This is a genomic window from Rubritalea marina DSM 17716 (assembly GCF_000378105.1).
GTDB classification, from domain to species: Bacteria; Verrucomicrobiota; Verrucomicrobiia; order Verrucomicrobiales; family Akkermansiaceae; genus Rubritalea; species Rubritalea marina.
In genome coordinates this window covers 197,645-215,962 of the sequence record NZ_KB899249.1, presented here as the reverse complement: position 1 = coordinate 215,962, position 18,318 = coordinate 197,645, and the positions used below count along the sequence as shown (strand labels likewise).

The window sequence follows — 18,318 nt, the reverse complement described above, 5'->3', positions numbered from 1 at the left end:
AACCAAACATCAGAATTACAGAAAATAGGCTCAATTGATTCCAAGATGAGCCTATTTTCATCTACCGACTAATCACCCATGCCCGACTCAGAAGTAACCGAGGACACTCCAGTGAAGTTTTCACTGAAGGAGCTCATTCAATTCCTGAAAGAATCTTCAGGAAACTATCTGAGTGCCAAGTCAGAGCTTGCCAGTATCGAAGCCAAAGAAGCTGCCGAGATCATGGCTCACAGAGTCGGGTTATTCATCAAGCTAGCATTCATTGGCTTTTTCACCTACGCGTTATTCATCGCTGGCTTGATTGGTGTGGTGACCAAACTATTGGAGGGAAAGTTGGCCAATGTTGAACAGTACGTTGGCACCTGGCCTGTTGCTGTTTTCCTTGTCCTCTTGGTGCATCTACTTGGTCTCTTTATCCTGCTCGATAAGGTGAAATCGTCTCAGAAGAAAGAACTCTTCAAATACAGCAAAGAAGAACTCGAAAAAGATAAGTTATGGATCCAGCAGATGGCATCGAAAGAAGAAAACTAGAGCTATGCCATCAGATTGATGAAGCGCGCCAATCCATGGTTGGTTCGCTCATCCTCCTGGATGAACAAGTGAAGGAAAAGCGTAGCATGGTCGATAAGTGCGCTCAGTTCCCTAAAAAAATCGGTGATTTCTTCTCTCAAGGCCCTATGCAAAAAGCAATTGTTGCTGCTGCTGGAGGCCTCGCTCTCAGCACCGTCATGCGTTCGAAGAAACACGCTAAAGCCAAGCAACCAAGCGGCAAGCCAAGCTCAAGTATTCTCAAGTCCTTGGTACTGATTCTTCTCAAGCCAATGATCCAACGCATTCTTCTAGAAAAATCGAGAGTGTGGCTTGCCAAATACATGGAGAAGCAGCACGCTCAGCCTAGCCCTCGAATGAGAGGGTAACTAGGCACAATCATGAAGATTTTCTACCTATCACGGCTGAAGCACTTCTTTTCCATCTGCATCATCATGATGGTGGTGGCCGTGATGGCTGGACTCAGTTACCTGCATGAGTATGGGTTTTCTGATGAAGTCGGAGACCGCCTCGCTCGTGAGATGGAACGCTATGGCATCTACCTCGAATTCGACCATCTCAGCTTTTACCTACTCCAGGGCCTTACAGCAAACAATGTCACCGTTTACAAAAGCCCCAAACGAGAAATTAAGGTCGCCGAACTACCTAGTTTAAGCATCCACGTTGACAAATCAAAGTTAATGCGTGGAAAGCTGAAAGTGACCACAGTATCCTTGTCTGATGCTCAACTGTCAGTCCCTCTGGCGATTGGAGCCGATGACTCGCCAGTAATCAATATAGCCAATGTCACTGGCTCAATTGATCTACCGGGTGCAAGATCACTACGAACTACCAGCCTCGTTGGTCAATTCCAAGGCATTGATATCGAAGTCAGCTGCAACATCTGGAGTGATGGTCTTACAGAGGTGAAACCAATCGGTCCTGAGCAGGTGCAAAAGCGCTACAGACAATACCAAGAGGTTTTAGATTTCATCCAACGCTTCAAGTGGTCCGAATCCACTCCCCCAAAACTCCAGTTTTTCATTGAAGGTAATGCGTCGAAACCCGAGCAAATCGAGATCGATTGCACCTTGGAAGCGCAGGAAATTGACTACAAGCGCTACTCCATGGATGATCTCATCGTAGTGGGTGATTTCCACCAAAACTTGGTCACGATCGACCAGTTTAAATTTAGCCACGAAGGTGATTCTTGTGCCCTCACCGCGGATTACGACCTGACCCAGCACGCTGGTAGATTCCGCATAGATTCCAGTATCCACCTCCAAGAGTTCGCATACGAAGTCTTCGAAAAACGTGTTGCAACCGACCTTCGCTCAGCAGGGAAGACAAGCCTTTCAGCAGAAGGTTTCTTTGTTCTACCTAAGACTGCCGTAGAGAAACTATCACTCGAAATGACAGGCTCGATCGAAAGCAAAAGCTTCAGCTTTAAGGGCACACCAGTGGATCACCTGAAGACTGACTTTGCATGGAACAATGGTGACCTATACCTCGACGACCTCCTACTCAAGCACCCCTTGGGCCGAGTGATTGGTAGGCTCATCATCAAGGACAGGATGGTGAAATATAAAATGGTTTCAAGCTTACCAGTCGAGGTATATTTTCCTTTCATTAAGGGAGAGAACCTAAAGCATTATTTGGGGAAACTCAACTTCACCAATGATTCGTATATTGATGTCCACGCCAATGGTCGCATGAATCTCAACGATGCCAAAGATTGGGTATCCTACGGCCATGCTGTCCTCAAAGGTTTTAGTCACAACGACGTACCAGTCAAATATGCCACAGGCAATTATCGGCTCAACGGCACCTTCGCCACATTTGGTAAACTTACGGCAGTCTTCGACTACGCAAAGTACGGCCTCAAAAAGAAGTTCAAAGGACCTGAAACCGGCACCTTACAGGCTGAAGAAGTGCACTTCGATTGGCCAAGTAAGACAACCAAAGTCACCACGCTAAGAGGCACTGCCTGGCCTGCTCCAGTGTTGCAGCTTTTTGCCCCAAGCATCGCGGATCACCTCGAACTCTATGAATTCAACCTCCCCCCAACCGTCGATTGTAACGGCCTAGTTTGCTGGGCGTCGGGTAAGGATAACATCATGGACCTAACGGTCGGCTTCACCACCACAGGAGTCACAAATTACAACTTTCTCGATGCCGATGTGGCACTCAATGACATCAAAGGTTCAGTCCGAATCCTTCCAAAACGCGTCTTAATAGAGAAGTTAAATGGGAGTGCATACAATGGCAAAGTGTCTGGTTATGTGCACGTCACTCCAGACACCCTCAAGTACAATGCGGACGTGAGATGGAGCAATGTAAAGCTCGCGGATTTGTGCCGAGCGTACAACATCAAGAGCGTCGACCAAGGCTACTTGTCTGGCAATTTCACCTTCAACGGGGAATCTGCTGAAGCCAGAAAACTCCAAGGTAATGGCACCGTGAATCTGCGCGACGGTGATCTATTCCAAGTTCCACTCTTCGGGCCTCTCTCCCCCTTGATCGATTCCGTACTGACTCCCATCACCAAGAAACGTGTGGTTCATCAGCAGGCGCGCGACGTCGCCTGTAATTTCCAGATCAAGAATGGTCGTATTTACACCGACAGTCTGATCTCTAGCACAGCAAGCACCACCTTCACAGGATCTGGTTGGGTAGACCTGGCGGATCAAAACCTAGACCTCACAATCCGCATGAACTTCCGAGGTCTCATGGGATTGGCTGAGATTCCACTCAAGGTGATCGAGCTCCCCTTCCAAGCGCTTAAAACGCTCTTTACCGGTGAAGAAGTCGAAGGTCTCAAACAATTTAGAGGTACTGGAAAAATCAAATCTCCGCAATGGCAGTTCACGCCCTTTCAACCACCTCGTGATCGGAAAAATGATCCCATTTTCTCGACTCCCAATAACTAGTGCCTAGCACACTAGGTCGAATAAAATCCTGCACAAAGCAAGTGACCACTTCGCATTACCTCATCTTTAGCTTCACCAAGATTTCTTATCGCTATCACGCCAATTTTTGGTTAATACTAGCGTGATCTTTCATCCGTGAATCGTTTGATTGTAGAACGATTCCTCCACGAATGGGATGTTGGTCACCTCAAGTCATGACCCAAGACGAAAACCAGCACAACCAAGATAGCGAACTACCGAAGAGCTTGGTAGAGCGATTGGCTCTGTTTCGTCAGCATCTTCGCCATCGCAAAGCATGGGAATTTGGGCTAGCGGCGTTCTTACTATCCGCACTGAGCTTTCTTCTATTTTTAGCTCTCGACCGCTGGATGGATTGCAGCCCATTCGTACGTGGTATCTTCTTTGGAATCAGCGCCATCTCCATACTCAGCGCGGCACCACTTTGGCTCTATTTCTGGGTGATTCCTTACTCACTTCCAGACCAAATTGCCAACCTCATCGCCAAGCATTACCCACGCATGGGTGATCGACTATTGGGAATCATCGAGCTGCAAACCCACCATTTGGACAATGAGGCTGAATCCGCCAGCCTCCGAAAAGCAGCTGTCGTAGTAGTCGCCAACGAAATTGCAGCACGCAACTTAGAAGAAGCACTTCCCCAATCGCGCGCCAAATACTGGGCCTTCGGCTTGGGATCCTGTGGCATCATCATCATCGTTGTTGCGGCACTTTCATTCAACACCCTAAGCAACGCACTCGCTCGATGGGCCATGCCTCTTGCTGAGATCACCCGCTACACTAGCACACAAATTCGCTCCAGCGACCTTCCCGGTCAGAAGTACTGCCCCATCAATGAACCTTTTTCTTTCACCTTTCGCCTGACAGAAAAATCCTCGATTCCCACCGCTGCTCGAGCTCGCATCAATGGAGGTTCATGGATTGAGAGCCCAGTCACAGACAAACAATTCTCCTTTGATTTCCTTCCTATCATCAGCACCTCAACCATAGAAATCCAAGTGGGTGATGCCCAGCATAAGCTTGAGGTTCAGCCCTACTCACGTCCTAAAATCGTTTCAGCCACAGCGGAGCTGCAATACCCAAGCTATCTCAAACGCACTACAGAAATTATCACCCTGAAGGCTGGCAACTTGAAAACACTTCTAGGATCTCGCATCCAGATAGAGCTCAATCCAAACCGCAAAATCAGCGCAGCATCCGCGACAATCAGGGAGTCTTCAGAATCATCTACTGGCACATTGTTGAGCGTTGCCCTCAACAAAGACACACTCACCCTAGACACCATCGATCTCGCCGCTAAAGACCAATTCATCGATATCCAACTCACAGACGTCTACGGTCTCAAGAATACCACACCCTATAAAATTCATCTCATTGGGAGTGCTGATCGCCCCCCCATGTCCCAACTTCAGCTTCATAATGCTCCTGAATACATCCTTGAATCGGACCACCTAGCACTAGACTTGGTGTTTAGCGACGACTACGGGCTCGCACAAACAGGCATCTCATGGTCTGGACAGGTTGATGACTCACAACCGTACCGCCCATCACGAGGTAACATCGTGCTTCCAAATCAAAGGCCCAAGGCCCAATCGCAGTCGCTGCCATTTAACTTCTCTTTGGCAAACTTCAACATTCGACCTCAGTCACTCACCATTCGAAGCTGGAGCAAGGACCAGCAGCCAAAAAATGAAAAATCCTATTCATCCCCACTCGAAATCAGAGTGCTCTCCATCGCTGAACATCGCGATGTTATCGACCAACTGAGCGATGACATCATCATCGCCTTGGAAGAATGCCTGCAAAACGAATTAGCCAGTTACGACAGTATGAGACGGCTAATCAAATTGGACCCTGTCGCATTCTTAGCCAAGGAACAACGGATCGACCACTACGCTCTGCGGGATGATGCAGCGCGCAACCAAAACCTCATCAACCAAGCGCAGCTGCTACTCGATAAACTCCTCAAAGAAGCAAACCGTAATACAAGCCTCAAGCGTAAGACACTCACCACCTTTGCAAAAGCCACCCACAACACCCACATCCTTGGCACGAAGGAAATGCCCGCCGTGCTTAGTGAAATGAGCTACTCGCTGCAACAAGCACACCAAGTCGAAGAATCTATAGTTCACCTCGAACGCTCGATCGAATTGCAAAATAAAAGCATCTACAATCTAGAACGTACGATTGACCTGATGCACAGCGCCAAAAGAGACTTGGAAGTTAGCTCATTTGTGAACCGACTCAAAGAAGCTTCAAAAAATCAAAACCAGATTAGCCAATCGCTCGTTCAGTCATTGCTAGATTCACAATTGGCCAACACCCCGATCATTGGTAGTGAATTCGAACCGCTCGACCCAGCCCAACAAAGGCAGCTCGTGAGCCTCTACGCACTGCATCAAGATGTCTCTGAGAAAGTACGTGAGTTACTCAAAGATATTCAAAATTATGCCAATCGGACTCAGCAAAAAGAATACCTCAACCTTGTAGATGAAATCGAAGCAATCGATGTAGAAAACCGGCTTGAGTCTCTCTCATATGAGCTAGAGAACAATCACAATGTCCTCGCTAGCCTCAGGGCTCAAGACAATGCGAAGCTACTCGAGCGCTGGGCTCAGCAGCTCCTTTTCTCCAACGCTCCCTCCGGTGCTGGAGCCGGTGGTGCGGGGGATTCCAGCTCCAACCTCAGTGATGAAGACTTGGAATTCATGCTGCAAATCATGCAAATCGTCAAAGAACAGCAACAGATCCGGGAGGCAAATCGTTCAATCAACCAACTGCGTACCCAAAGTGAGGAGGTTCAACCGTGAGGCTACAACACCTCTTTCTCGCGTGTCTCGTTATCCTGTGTTGCCTGGAGGCATTGCATGCTGAAAGCGAATTCCAAAAAGTCTACAAAGACCGCCACCAGCAAGGCAGCTCTGATAATTTTGATGAGCAAACGCTAAATTACACCGATGCAGTGGCACTCAATACCGACCTCCAAGATGAACTTTCTGCAGACATTCAGGAGCTCACTCAGCAAGAAACTAGCGAGAAAGTCATTGACTACCTCAACGAAGCTGAATCGCTGATGGCGCAGGCCACCGACATGCTTGAGCAACAAATCACGGGTGATGAAACAATCGCGATCGAAAATGAAATCATTGAAAAACTCTACGGGGCAGCAAAAGCAAAATCCCAAGGCCCCGGGAAATCAAAAGAACAAAGCGAAGCCCTGCTACAGATGATGCAACGCATGATGGAGGGTGCTTTTGAGGAAAAAGACGAAGCAGGAAACAACCAACAAGAAACAAAGAATGCCGGAGGTGAAGGCCAGCAAAGCCAAGGATCAGCGGAACCAAATGTTGAAACAAAAACGCAAAAACGCCGCGTCATTAAAAAGTCTGGCAGCGCACTCACCGACTTACCGCGTGAATTCCAACCCCTCTTTGAACAATACAACAGGGAGATGAAAAAATGAGATTACTCCCCCTCACTCTTGCCGTCACAAGCATACTTGGACTACTCCCTAGCACTCAAGCTGCTAACACTCATTATGGGAAAGAGGTTCCAGTCAAAGTAGAGAGCATGTACCAGCGGGGCCTCAAATACCTAGCCAGTAGCCAACTCTCCAATGGTTGTTGGGATGATAGCTCAGGCCACCTCCCCGGCGCCGTCTCGCTTTCCATCTTGGCATTCCTCGCCAGCGGTGAAGATCCCAACCATGGTCCATATGCGAAACACATCAACCGTAGTATCGACTACATCATTAAATCACAGCAAATAAGCACCGGCTACATTGGCACCTGCATGTACAATCATGGCTTTTCCACCCTCGCTCTCGCCGAAGCGTATGGAATGGTGCAAAACCCGCGCATTGAACAATCACTGCGCAAGGCCGTACGTCTGATTCTAAAAGCACAGAGTAAGAATTCCTACGGAGCTTGGCGCTACAACCCTGACAGCTCAGACGCCGACACCACCATCTCCGGATGTCAAATTGTTGCCCTGCTTGCAGCTAGAAATGCGGGGATTGATGTTCCAGAAAGTGCCCTTTACAAAGCATTCGAGTACCTAGAAACCTGTAGAGACAGCTCCGGAGCCTATGGTTACACCTCAAAAAATGGTGCTAAAGTGACACTCACAGCTATCGCCTTGTTGTGCCACCAACTGCAAAAAAAAGGCTCCAGTCCCGAAATGGTTCAAAGCCTCGACTTCCTTAAAAATAAAATCACCTACCGTGACCCTCACTACACTTATTACTTCGAGTACTACATGTCGCAGGCTCTATTCCAAGCAGATCTAGACACCTGGGAAATCTGGAATAAACAAAATATCAGACTACTCTCATCCACTCAGCAAAGCAACGGTTCTTGGCTAGGAAATCGAGGCTCTTCTTTCAGCACTTCTAGTGCATTACTCTCACTTGCCCTTAACTTTAGATACCTACCCATCTATGAAAAATAATGTCATGCACCTCACCCGGGCCTTTCTTGCTGTGGCAGCGTTGTATTCGGCATATTCCTCCATGCTTGTAGCTGAGGAAGCTAAGCTTGGCATCCCCGCTAAGATCCATCTCGATGTCTCCGACTCGCTTCATGGCGAGGTGCTCTCGATGTCAGCTAAAGGTGGGATTCAATTCCGCAGCGACCTTGTCGATGAACCGCTCCAGATCGACCCAGCATCTTTTCATTCCATCAAATTCACCACCAAGCCACAAGACACTGCAAGCAAGCAACACATCATCATGCTAAACAACGAAGATGTGCTCGCCTCCACCTTGCTCCAACTCGACGACGAGTCAGCTAAAGTTGCATTCACACAAAACCAACAACTCACAATAGCCCGAGAGCACCTGAGTGCTGTCACTTTCAAACCCTTCCAAACCACTCTCTTTGATGGTCCCGAGGAAGGAGACATTTTCCACTCCATCAAAAATTGGGAATTTGAACCTAAGGCGCTCTACTGCAGTCAAGACGCTCAGCTTTCACTGAAGCTCAAACTTCCCGCAAAATACCAATTCAGCTTAGATTACTCATGGGGACGCCAAACCCCCAACATGATTATCATCCTAGGCGCGCCTCGATCAGAACTCGAGGATACTCAATTCAACTTTTACGCACTACAAGTCGGCGATGATCACCTGCAAATTCATCGCTTCTACAGTGATGGCACAAGCAAAGTTCTCGATGAATTTGCGCTCCCAAAGTCATCCCAAACTTCCCGCAGCCTCGTGATCGGCGTTGACCGCGACAGTCACAGCATATCTATCAACGTTGACGAATCACTGCACCGCAGCGTCATCGACCCCGACGCGCGCGATGTTCGCGGTAGGTTCCTTGTCGTCCATTCACACATCCACAACTCAGCGCACCCAGCGAGAATCACAAAAATCTTGGTGGAGTCATCCAGCACCGCCCATCCCCATCATGAGGAACTCCCGCATGATGGCGACCGTATCATCGCCGATGGCTTTCCCCAGCTGAAAGCAAAGATCAGTTCATTCTCCATCCAAGAAGGTGCATTGAAGTATCGCGACCTAGATTCAAGCCAAAGGCATTCGATCGATCTCGAAGAACTTCAAGCACTCACCTTCCAGCATCGCGCAACTGCCAGCTCTCAGGTTCCTCAATACATCTTCCACCTGCTCGACTCTAGTAGGCTCAGTAGCAAGTCACTGGAATTTGCCGATGGTACCTACACCGTGGAACACCCACTTATTGGTAAATTCCTCCTCGGTGCTGAATTGGTCAACTCCATCACCCTACACTCACCTGAAGCCCATGACTAGACTGCGTGATTACTTCACCTGGGCGAGCCTCATGGCGTTTGCAATCACGACATGCACCATCGCTGAAGCTCAGACTGAGAATAAGCAAACCCCTGATACTAAGATGGTAGCGTATTGCCTCAATGGCGATACTATCAGCGGCCATTGCACCTCAGTCAACGAACATGCAATCACGCTTAAACCTAGCTATACCAAGCAAGCCATAGAGTTACAGCATTCCCAGATCCTCTATCTTGAACCCAAGAATAAACATGGCTACAATGACGACTCGTTGACTGGCCATGAGGCCAAGGTCCAACTCAAACACCGCTACGGCTTTGAGGGCGAGCATGAAACTGTGAGTGGTAGTATTCAGCAAATTGATGACCACCTAATCACGATCAAACCGCAGTACGCTGAAAGCATCAAGATCGACCGTAGCCTGATCCACAGCATCCACGTCATCAGACCCGAGTCACGGATCTACTCACAGGTCATCGACCTCGACGAATGGCAATCATTTGGTGATCCCACCGGCTGGGTAGAGACAGACAAGGGAGTGATCTCACGTAATCAAGACGGACGGATTGCCAAAGAATTTGAACTCCCTGACCTCGTCAGACTGAGTCTAGAGATCGATTGGAAAAAACGCCTCGGAGTTTCCCTCTACTTATTTGCCAGTTCAGCAGACCGCCCCACCCCTCTCAATGCTTATGAGCTGCGGTTGCAGCACAGCTACATGTACATGTCAAAAACCGTGAATGGTGTGCAAGTCGCTCAACCACATCGCATCAAACATACCAACTACTCACACAAATCTCAACTCACACACATAGAGATTTTGATGAACCGCATGACGGGAAGCTTCATCACATTTCTGAATGGCACACTTGTCCATACCTTTCAGGATCCTAATCCCACGCCTGGAGTCATGGGCGGGGCAATCTACATCCTCAATGGATACAATGAGCCAATCCGCTTCAAGCAACTCAATATCGAACATTGGAATGGCAATTCAGACGCCACCCAAAAGCAGTTTGCGAGCCCATCAACGATCAAGGAAAGCCGTGAATCGATTCACCTAATCAATGGCGATATCGTGCCTGGCATCATCAGTGGGGTTGGCGGCCAACAACTCCAATTGAATACCCAGTTTTCACCATCACTCAACATACCACTCGAACGCGTACACAAAATTGACCAGCACGCAGAAGAAAATCAGCCCAAGGCTGAGCAACACGATTGTCGTCTCATCTTCAAAAACGACGATCAATGGATTGTGCAAATCAACTCACTCGATGAGCGCAAATTGCACGTCACGAACAAAGCCTTTGGTGTGACTGAAATCGATACGAGTTCGCTCCGAAAAGTAGAATTTAACATCTACAACGACCGAATCAATGCCACTCGCTACAGCGAAAATTGGTAACTCAGTGGGACTGACACACTCGATTTACACCATTGTAACAAGACTACATCTTCTATCATGGTGAATATTGAACACACTGTTGTGAATATGTAGGTAGCTCTCTCAGGAGAGATCCTTCTAGGGTAAGCCCATGACACGTTCATTTGCCTTCATGCTTTCCCTAGGAATCAGCCAGCTTGTTGCGGCTCCATTTGGAGAACAAAAAAGTACCCAAGGAATTCGCCATAGCTTCCTAATCGCCGGGCATCCAACCGCTATCGTCGATGAGGATAGTCACATCAAATGGCAAACTACTGGACGCTCACGTGATGGTTTTGTTTTAGAAAATGGTAACGTGCTTATCTGCAACCTAAAGGACGTGCGTGAGTATCAAGCTGATGGCAGCTTCAAGACGATCTACACACTCAGCCCTGAAAATGCAGAACTCAGCACTGCCCAGCCACTCAAGAATGGCAACACACTCGTGGTGGAGTGCGGCAAGAAACCACAACTTTTAGAAATCGACTCAGAAGGCAAGATTGCGATCACCGTGCCCTTACAGCCAGAAACAGATAACTCACACATGCAAACACGCATGGCTCGTAAACTCGGTAACGGCAACTACCTCGTCCCACACCTACTCGCCTTCGCGATCAAAGAGTACAAGCCAGACGGTTCAGTGGTGAAAACAATCAAAACCGACACCGAAGCTCTCGGTGGCAAAGCAGCGAAAAACTGGCCATTCACCGCCATCAGACTAGACAATGGCAACACACTAAGCACCCTCACCCATGGCAATAAGGTGGTTGAGTTCAACCCGTCAGGCGAAGTCGTTTGGAAGCTAGACAACGAAAACTCCAGCGCGCAACTCGCTGACCCTTGCGGGGCTCAGCGCCTTGATAACGGCAACACCATCATCAGTAGCTTCGGGCAGCATGACGGCAGTAAACCCAAGATTATTGAAGTCACTCCATCGAGAGAGGTCGTCTGGGAATTTTACCACCCGGGTGTTCAAGCTCACGAAATCCACGTCATTTCCACCAACAAAGAAACCACCAACACTACATTAAAATGAGTTCCTTGGGGGGAGGCCAACATTGGTCTCTCCCTAAGTTGCCCACAACCCATCTCCACTTGAAGGCTCGCTAAAGCAGCTGCATTTTTTTGCGGTACTGACTTGGCGAGTCTTCTTTTAATTCACGGAACTTCTTATTGAAGTGCGCAGTACTTCGGTAACCGCATTCTAAAGCAATATCCAATATTCCAAGCTCAGTCTCAGCCAGCAAGCGACCAGCTTCAGCAATACGAAGGTGATTGATGTACTGCACCAGCGTCATGCCAGTTATAGACTTAAAAAAGCGACAAAATGCTTTCGGACTCATGCAGGCCACTTCCGCCACCTGAGCCAAAGTTAGCGGGTCTCGAAATTCTTGATGCAAGTAATCAAAGACACGGTTCGCGCGTTTCATATGCCCCTGACGCGCCGTTGGAGAAAACCCCTCACTAGCCAATGGTACGAGCTCCTCACTGTTAGCCATCACCTCCATCATTTGAATAAAAATAGCAAATTGCTGGACTTCAGATTTCCCCTGCATGCTGATCATCATCTCTGCAAGTTTCTTGCGAGTGAGCCCTTTAAATTCATAACCCCGCGAAGCATCTTCAAACCACTTCCTGACTTCCATCATCTCCTCATAATGCAACAATGATGAGAGCAAGGTGTCATACGAGAAATGCAACACAACAACCGACGGACGATCCGAGTCACCTTCATCCTCTTCTACCGGTCTCAAAGCATGTGGAATCCCCGGGCCATTCAAAATCAATGTACCTGGCTCCATTGTCCCCATATAATCTCCAGAAATGAAAGTTCCTGTGTTCTTGAGTACCAATAATAAGTCCATCTCAGGATGAAAATGGTACACAGGCCACATATCCTGATCGATTTTATACTCGAAAAGACGATTTTCTAGATGTTGTAGGTGGACGAGTTGTGCTTTTGCCATAGATTACCTTTAATACAAAAGTACCTCATACTCTCTATCATTTTACCACAAAATGTGAATATCGAGTATACTTTGGTGAACATCATTGATCATAAAGTCTCTCAAAGCGCAGTATAGTATAAACACATGCAATTTCCGAATCATCACTCAATTCAGCAGAAGTCAGCCAATGCCATGATACCCACGACGTGGGCATGCATTGTCAGCCTGAGTCTCATGGGTGCAGCTTGGGCTGAATCTGGCTCTGCTGAATTGAGTGATGATTCAAAGGCGTTCTACCACAAACAAGTGGAACCAATCTTAGAAAAGTATTGTTTCAGCTGTCACTCGATGAGTGATGGCAAAGGTGAGGCGCATCTATTTCTAGATAGCTGGGAAGGTATTCTCCGAGGAGGTATCAGTGGACCAGCCCTGATCGCAGGAAAAGCCAAACAAAGCCTGATCATTCAAGCAGTGCACCAAGAGTCAGCAGAACTCTCCATGCCACCAAAAAAGCGTCTACCTGACCAAGACATCGCCACCCTGGAAACATGGATTAATGAATACCAAGCATATGCTCCCCCGCTCGCCGCAAATGCGAAGTTACCTGAGGTTGAAAAGTTCGACCTAGAAGCAAGACGCGATGCCCACTGGTGCTGGCAACCCGTTCAAAACCATCAGGCCCCTAGCTCACCCAACCCGCAATACAACACCAATGCAATCGACCAGTGGATCGACGCTAAACTACGTGAACACGAACTCACCCCGAGCCCTAAAGCGAGCAAGCGTGAACTCGTAAGACGCGTCAGCTACGACCTCACTGGCCTCCCCCCCACTCCCAGTGAGATCGATTCTTTTCTTACTGATGACACCCCAGAGGCCCTAGCCTCTCTCATCGATCGCTTCATGAGCAAACCTGCTTTTGGTGAAAAGTGGGCTCAGCATTGGTTGGACTTGATGCGTTACGCAGAAAGTTATGGTCACGAATTCGACTTCAGCATCCACAACGCCTGGAAATACCGCGACTACCTGATCCGTGCATTCAACCAAGACATTCCCTACGATCAACTCGTTCGCGAGCACCTCATGGGTGACATCATCGAACAACCACGCATCGATCAAGCCTCAGGCACCAACGAATCAATCATCGGCACCGCCGGCATTTGGTTGGGTGACCAAACCCACAGCCCCGTAGACTCCAAGGGAGCTGAAGCACTACGTATCGACAACAAAATCGATGTCGTCAGTAAGACGTTTCAAAGCCTGACAATCGCCTGCGCTAAATGCCACGATCACAAGTTCGACGCAATCTCCCACGCCGACTACCATGCCCTCTATGGGATCTTCGAAAGCACACGCTATGGACTTAACCCCACGAAGTCCCCAGAACTCCTAGAGAGTGAAGTCCAGTCGATTTTGAAAGCTCAAAAGCAACTCAACATCGATATCAACAAACTCGGCACCCATCCATCTCCCCCACTTGACCCAGCTAAAAGCATCCCAGCGTCAGGTCCACAAGCGACCGAGCTTGCACTTCCTACGCCCAATGATGACAAAGGATGGAGCACGGATAGCTTGCCCCCAAGATCACTCGTCGTCGAAGCGAATGAATACCTAGCCTATGATTCTCCTCAAGGTCCCAAGCTTATCCAAAGCAGCGCCGCAGGCATCGACACACGTAAGCTAGGCCTCAATCACGAATTGATTCTACGCAGCCCTACATTCCCCGTCAAAAACCGCTATGTCCACGTGCTCATCGACGGCACAGAATCCAATGCATACTTGGTACTCAATGGCTTCAAACTCATTCGTGACCCGATCTATGGCAAGCTTGTGAAAAAACTCACCACCAAGGACAACAAAGGTCTCCATTGGGTCACATTTGATCTTGAAGGTACTTGGATGCACGGCAAGCGCCATCAAGACGGGATTCATCACGCTTACCTCGAGTTCAGTGACTCTAAAGTATTAGGCCCTGCCCTGGGTGGGTTAAAAACTCAGATCCATCAAAACCTACGAGGACATTTCCAAATTTACCAAGTTCTGCTCACCAACGTACGCCAACCACCTAGCTCACCAAGCAGCTTTTTAACTGAGCACGGCACCAAGCTCAACACGCTCTATCACAACAGACAACTCCCCGTATCATCATTGCACCACGTGATAGCCAATCAATCGACGCAAACTGACACTGAGTGGATGATCGGCAGTGCCGAGGGAACAGGCAAAGATAGCCCCATCTTCCTTCGAGGTAATCACCACAGCCTAGGTCAAACTGTACAACGTCGATACCTAGAAGCATTCGTAGGTCAGACACCAGCTGAGCTCGACACGAATGAGAGTGGTAGGCGTTACCTCACTGAGCAAATCCTATCTCCAGACAACTCTTTGACTTATCGAGTCATCACGAACCGCCTATGGCACCACCTGTTCGGTCACGGAATCGTACGCACAGTTGACAACTTTGGTGTACTTGGGGACGAACCCAGCCACCCAGAGCTACTCGACCACCTTGCAAATCAATTTGTACGCGATGGCATGTCTATCAAGACAATGATCCGTACCATCATGCTCACCGAAACCTATCAGCAATCGTCCGTTCCGATGAATCAAGATGCGGAGGCCAAAGACCCAACCAACCAGTGGGTACACAGACAAAATCGTCGCCGCCTCACCGCTGAAGTAATCCGTGATTCTATGCTCGAGCTCACTGGCACCATGGACGCCACGCTCTACGGCCCTCCCGTAGACATCCACCTCACACCCTTCATGAGTGGCAGAGGGAAGCCCGCTCAGGGCACTATTGACGGCAAAAACCGGCGCAGCATCTACCTCAGTGTCCGACGCAATTTCATGTCTCCATTCCTTCTCTCCTTTGACCGCCCGACTCCTGTCTCCACCGTTGGTAGACGAAACATGACTAACGTCCCAAGCCAAGCTCTGATCATGATGAATGATCCATTCGTTCACCAACTCTCAGAACGCTTCGCCACCAAACTGCTCTCACACGGTGAAATACAAAACAATCAAGAACGTCTGAACCTAGCCTTCGAACTAGCCCTAGGACGTCCCATTCAACCGCTAGAGGAGGAAGCGTATCTCAATTACCTGGCCGGTCACCACGGTAGCCCACAGGAACGATGGACTGCAGTAGCACACACCATTTTCAACCTCAAAGAATTCATCTACATCCCATAAAGCCATGAGCCACCACTGCAACAACTTCAAACAAATGATGAGTCGCCGCGACATGTTGGCGAAATGCGCTAACGGCTTTGGAGGACTAGCACTCACAAGTTTATTGTCAGACAAAGCCTTTGGGAATGTCCTCGGCCAAGCAGATGAGCCCATCGTCGGTCAAGGACGCCGGGACATGATACCTCGCCCAGGCAACCTTCCAGCAAAAGCGAAGTCAGTGATCTTCCTCTATATGGACGGTGGTCCCTCACAGGTAGATACCTTTGATTACAAACCGCTTCTCAGGAAGTATCACGGTCAAGATCCAGCTAAGGTCATCGGTAAAATTGATGCCACCCAATTTGGTAACAACGGAACAATCTACGGCTCCCCATGGGAATTCCAACAGCACGGTCAGAGTGGACTCTGGGTTTCAGAATTGTTCCCAAAAGTCGCCGAAATGGCGGATGACCTCTGCGTCATCAACTCCATGGTCGCCAAATTCCCCGAGCACACACAGGCAAACTATTTTCTCCACTCGGGACACGGTCTCCAAGGCCGCCCATCGATGGGTGCTTGGGTTGGCTATGGCCTAGGTAGCCTAAATCAAGACCTCCCAGGGTTCGTCGTTCTCAATGGAGGACTCATTCCCCCAGGCGGTGTCGATTGCTTTGGTTCCGGGTTTCTACCCGCCACCTACCAAGGCAACATTTTTGCGCCTAGCGCTCCCTACCTTTCCAATATCAACCCAGTAGAGAAAATTGCTTCCTTACAGACCAAGAAACTCGATCTGATCTCAGCAGTAGATGCTGCATATTCAGAAAGCTTGGGCGGACAAGTGGATGCCATCGATTCAGCCATTCAGAACTACGAAATGGCATTCCGCATGCAATCAGCAGTGCCAGAGCTTCTTGATTTTGGTCAAGAAACTGAGGAATGTAAGGAGCTCTATGGCTTCGACTCCAAGCGCGAAGGCGCCGCCACTTTTGGACGTCAATGTTTATTGGCTCGTCGCATGGTCGAGCGAGGGGTGAGATTTATCGAACTCACCTGCCCGCCTGTCACCTCGGATCGTTGGGACCAACACGGTAGCCTTGAAAAGGGGCATGAGGCCAATGCCGGTGCTGTCGACCAAGGTATTGCAGGCTTGCTCAAAGACCTCAAGCGACGCGGGCTCCTCGATGAAACTTTGGTGGTTTGGGGTGGTGAGTTTGGCCGCACACCATTTGCTCAGGGAGCCAATGGCCGAGATCACAATCCCTCCGGATTCACGATGTGGATGGCCGGTGGCGGCATCAAAGGCGGCATGAGCTACGGCTCCACTGACGAATGGGGCTATCGCGTGGCTGACAAGAAAGTCGACATCCATGACCTACACGCCACCATACTTCATCAATTAGGAATCGATCACAAAAAGCTCACATACCGATTCTCCGGACGTGATATTCGACTGACAGATGTCCACGGCCACGTGATACGCAAGATCCTGGCCTAATTGATCATCCATCTCCCATCGCATGGCTCAAAGTTTAGAGAGATTCTTTGACTTGGGGTGGGTCTCACAACCGGGGTGTAATACTAAAGGTAAGGGGAAAACACCCCGGTTGTGATCGGTGGGGTGAGTGTGTCAGGCAGCTCCTAGCTTCCCAGCTCCGACACCAGCATGGTGGTGTATCCTGATGAACGGGTCACTCGGATTACCATTGACGCTAGCCTCTACGAGGAAGCTGCGTTCGAACTGCTCGTCAGCGTGGAATGCTTGACGGATTGCAGTAGTGAAAGTCTGAAATGCTCCAATGACTAAGCGCTCAGCTCGCTTGCTGTTCACATCATACTTTCGAGCGTGATGCTTGATTTCGATTTCAGTGGCTTTGAACCCCTGAATCGTTGCGATGGTAGTTACCATTGCTTGAACATCACCATCTTGTGGCAAAGACTTGATTACCTCCCGAGTACAAGCCTTGTAACTACAAGTATGGTCGCTGAGCTTCGCGCCAGTCATTAAATTAAGCATTGTATTACAAATCTGTTTGAGCGCTGCTCTGTGAATGGCTTCACTACGCTCGGTCTCCCGACCATTCACGATATCGCTGCCCTGTTCGATCGCATTCAAAAAGCTTGGAATCTCTTTGGGGTCGTCTTGCAGGTCTGCATCCATGGTGAAGATAATGTCACCTCCCGCTACTTTGTATCCAAGTGCGAGGGCATCAGCTTTCCCGTGATTGCCTGGTAATTTGTAAGATGAAACGTGACCTGAGTCACGGAATGCGAGGTCCACCATGAACTCCCATGTGCGGTCAGTGGATCCCTCGTCGATAAAAATGATTTCCCAGTTGTACGAAGTAGCACGCATCACTTGGCGAACCTGTTTGTACAACGTCTCGAGTGCGTTGGGTTCGTTCATTGCTGGGACAATGAAGCTTACAAGTTTACGGTTCGGACGAGTTGGAAGGGCTTTCATGAGTGTGAGGGCTTTGTGTATTTATTCTAATGCGAACACCGTGCCAACTACACACACAA

13 protein-coding genes are annotated in these 18,318 nt (G+C 49.0%); 11 read left to right on the top strand and 2 right to left on the bottom strand.

The window, feature by feature from the left end; genetic code table 11:
• Positions 1–78: 78 nt before the first annotated feature.
• The 9 genes from F454_RS0103635 to F454_RS0103595 all read left to right on the top strand — a co-directional run bounded on the left by F454_RS0103635 (position 79) and on the right by F454_RS0103595 (position 11,711).
• Positions 79–531: a phage holin family protein gene (locus F454_RS0103635; protein WP_018969264.1), complete on the top strand. Its 453-nt coding sequence runs from the start codon at positions 79–81 to the stop codon at positions 529–531.
• The gene (locus tag F454_RS0103630) at positions 495–917 is read left to right on the top strand and encodes a hypothetical protein (protein ID WP_018969263.1); all 423 of its coding nucleotides are present in this window, start codon (positions 495–497) and stop codon (positions 915–917) included. Before F454_RS0103635 ends, F454_RS0103630 begins: the two co-directional genes overlap by 37 nt.
• 12 nt (positions 918–929) lie before the next feature.
• Positions 930–3,458: an AsmA-like C-terminal region-containing protein gene (locus F454_RS0103625; protein WP_018969262.1), complete on the top strand. Its 2,529-nt coding sequence runs from the start codon at positions 930–932 to the stop codon at positions 3,456–3,458.
• A gap of 194 nt (positions 3,459–3,652) precedes the next feature.
• Positions 3,653–6,286: a hypothetical protein gene (locus tag F454_RS0103620; protein ID WP_026292682.1), complete on the top strand. Its 2,634-nt coding sequence runs from the start codon at positions 3,653–3,655 to the stop codon at positions 6,284–6,286.
• On the top strand, positions 6,283–6,939 hold the full coding sequence (locus F454_RS0103615; RefSeq protein ID WP_156817113.1) for a hypothetical protein: 657 nt from the start codon (positions 6,283–6,285) through the stop codon (positions 6,937–6,939). The genes F454_RS0103620 and F454_RS0103615 overlap by 4 nt, the downstream gene beginning before the upstream one ends.
• The gene (locus tag F454_RS0103610) at positions 6,936–7,925 is read left to right on the top strand and encodes a prenyltransferase/squalene oxidase repeat-containing protein (RefSeq protein ID WP_018969259.1); all 990 of its coding nucleotides are present in this window, start codon (positions 6,936–6,938) and stop codon (positions 7,923–7,925) included. The genes F454_RS0103615 and F454_RS0103610 overlap by 4 nt, the downstream gene beginning before the upstream one ends.
• Positions 7,915–9,249 carry a hypothetical protein gene (locus tag F454_RS0103605; protein WP_018969258.1) on the top strand — a complete coding sequence of 445 codons (1,335 nt, stop codon included), beginning with the start codon at positions 7,915–7,917 and terminating at the stop codon, positions 9,247–9,249. Before F454_RS0103610 ends, F454_RS0103605 begins: the two co-directional genes overlap by 11 nt.
• Complete coding sequence (locus tag F454_RS0103600) at positions 9,242–10,657, top strand: hypothetical protein (RefSeq protein WP_018969257.1); 1,416 nt, start codon at positions 9,242–9,244, stop codon at positions 10,655–10,657. Before F454_RS0103605 ends, F454_RS0103600 begins: the two co-directional genes overlap by 8 nt.
• Positions 10,658–10,787: 130 nt before the next feature.
• Entirely contained in the window at positions 10,788–11,711 is a 924-nt protein-coding gene (locus F454_RS0103595) for a beta-propeller domain-containing protein (protein WP_018969256.1), read from the top strand.
• Between the two features lie 70 nt (positions 11,712–11,781).
• Here the strand turns inward: F454_RS0103595 and F454_RS0103590 are convergent, their stop codons facing one another.
• The gene (locus tag F454_RS0103590) at positions 11,782–12,642 is read right to left on the bottom strand and encodes an AraC family transcriptional regulator (protein WP_018969255.1); all 861 of its coding nucleotides are present in this window, start codon (positions 12,640–12,642) and stop codon (positions 11,782–11,784) included.
• A gap of 174 nt (positions 12,643–12,816) precedes the next feature.
• On the opposite strand from F454_RS0103590, the gene F454_RS14035 reads away from it, so the two are divergent.
• Both F454_RS14035 and F454_RS0103580 read left to right on the top strand, forming a co-directional pair.
• Positions 12,817–15,819, top strand: coding sequence for a PSD1 and planctomycete cytochrome C domain-containing protein (locus F454_RS14035; RefSeq protein WP_169334308.1), 3,003 nt, complete (start codon positions 12,817–12,819; stop codon positions 15,817–15,819).
• Positions 15,820–15,823: 4 nt separating this feature from the next.
• Positions 15,824–17,293, top strand: coding sequence for a DUF1501 domain-containing protein (locus tag F454_RS0103580; RefSeq protein WP_018969253.1), 1,470 nt, complete (start codon positions 15,824–15,826; stop codon positions 17,291–17,293).
• A 132-nt stretch (positions 17,294–17,425) separates the two neighbouring features.
• Here the strand turns inward: F454_RS0103580 and F454_RS14030 are convergent, their stop codons facing one another.
• A complete protein-coding gene (locus F454_RS14030) occupies positions 17,426–18,259 on the bottom strand; it encodes a glycosyltransferase family 2 protein (RefSeq protein ID WP_018969252.1) in 834 nt (277 codons plus the stop codon).
• Positions 18,260–18,318 lie beyond the last annotated feature (59 nt).

Bases quoted from the DNA above. Each gene is read 5' to 3' on its own strand.
- F454_RS0103595 (WP_018969256.1), top strand. From the start codon at position 10,788: ATGACACGTTCATTTGCCTTCATGCTTTCCCTAGGAATCAGCCAGCTT.
- F454_RS0103625 (WP_018969262.1), top strand. From the start codon at position 930: ATGAAGATTTTCTACCTATCACGGCTGAAGCACTTCTTTTCCATCTGC.
- F454_RS0103610 (WP_018969259.1), top strand. From the start codon at position 6,936: ATGAGATTACTCCCCCTCACTCTTGCCGTCACAAGCATACTTGGACTA.
- F454_RS0103620 (WP_026292682.1), top strand. From the start codon at position 3,653: ATGACCCAAGACGAAAACCAGCACAACCAAGATAGCGAACTACCGAAG.
- F454_RS14035 (WP_169334308.1), top strand. From the start codon at position 12,817: ATGATACCCACGACGTGGGCATGCATTGTCAGCCTGAGTCTCATGGGT.
- F454_RS0103630 (WP_018969263.1), top strand. From the start codon at position 495: ATGGATCCAGCAGATGGCATCGAAAGAAGAAAACTAGAGCTATGCCAT.
- F454_RS0103580 (WP_018969253.1), top strand. From the start codon at position 15,824: ATGAGCCACCACTGCAACAACTTCAAACAAATGATGAGTCGCCGCGAC.
- F454_RS14030 (WP_018969252.1), bottom strand. From the start codon at position 18,259: ATGAAAGCCCTTCCAACTCGTCCGAACCGTAAACTTGTAAGCTTCATT.
- F454_RS0103605 (WP_018969258.1), top strand. From the start codon at position 7,915: ATGAAAAATAATGTCATGCACCTCACCCGGGCCTTTCTTGCTGTGGCA.
- F454_RS0103635 (WP_018969264.1), top strand. From the start codon at position 79: ATGCCCGACTCAGAAGTAACCGAGGACACTCCAGTGAAGTTTTCACTG.
- F454_RS0103600 (WP_018969257.1), top strand. From the start codon at position 9,242: ATGACTAGACTGCGTGATTACTTCACCTGGGCGAGCCTCATGGCGTTT.
- F454_RS0103590 (WP_018969255.1), bottom strand. From the start codon at position 12,642: ATGGCAAAAGCACAACTCGTCCACCTACAACATCTAGAAAATCGTCTT.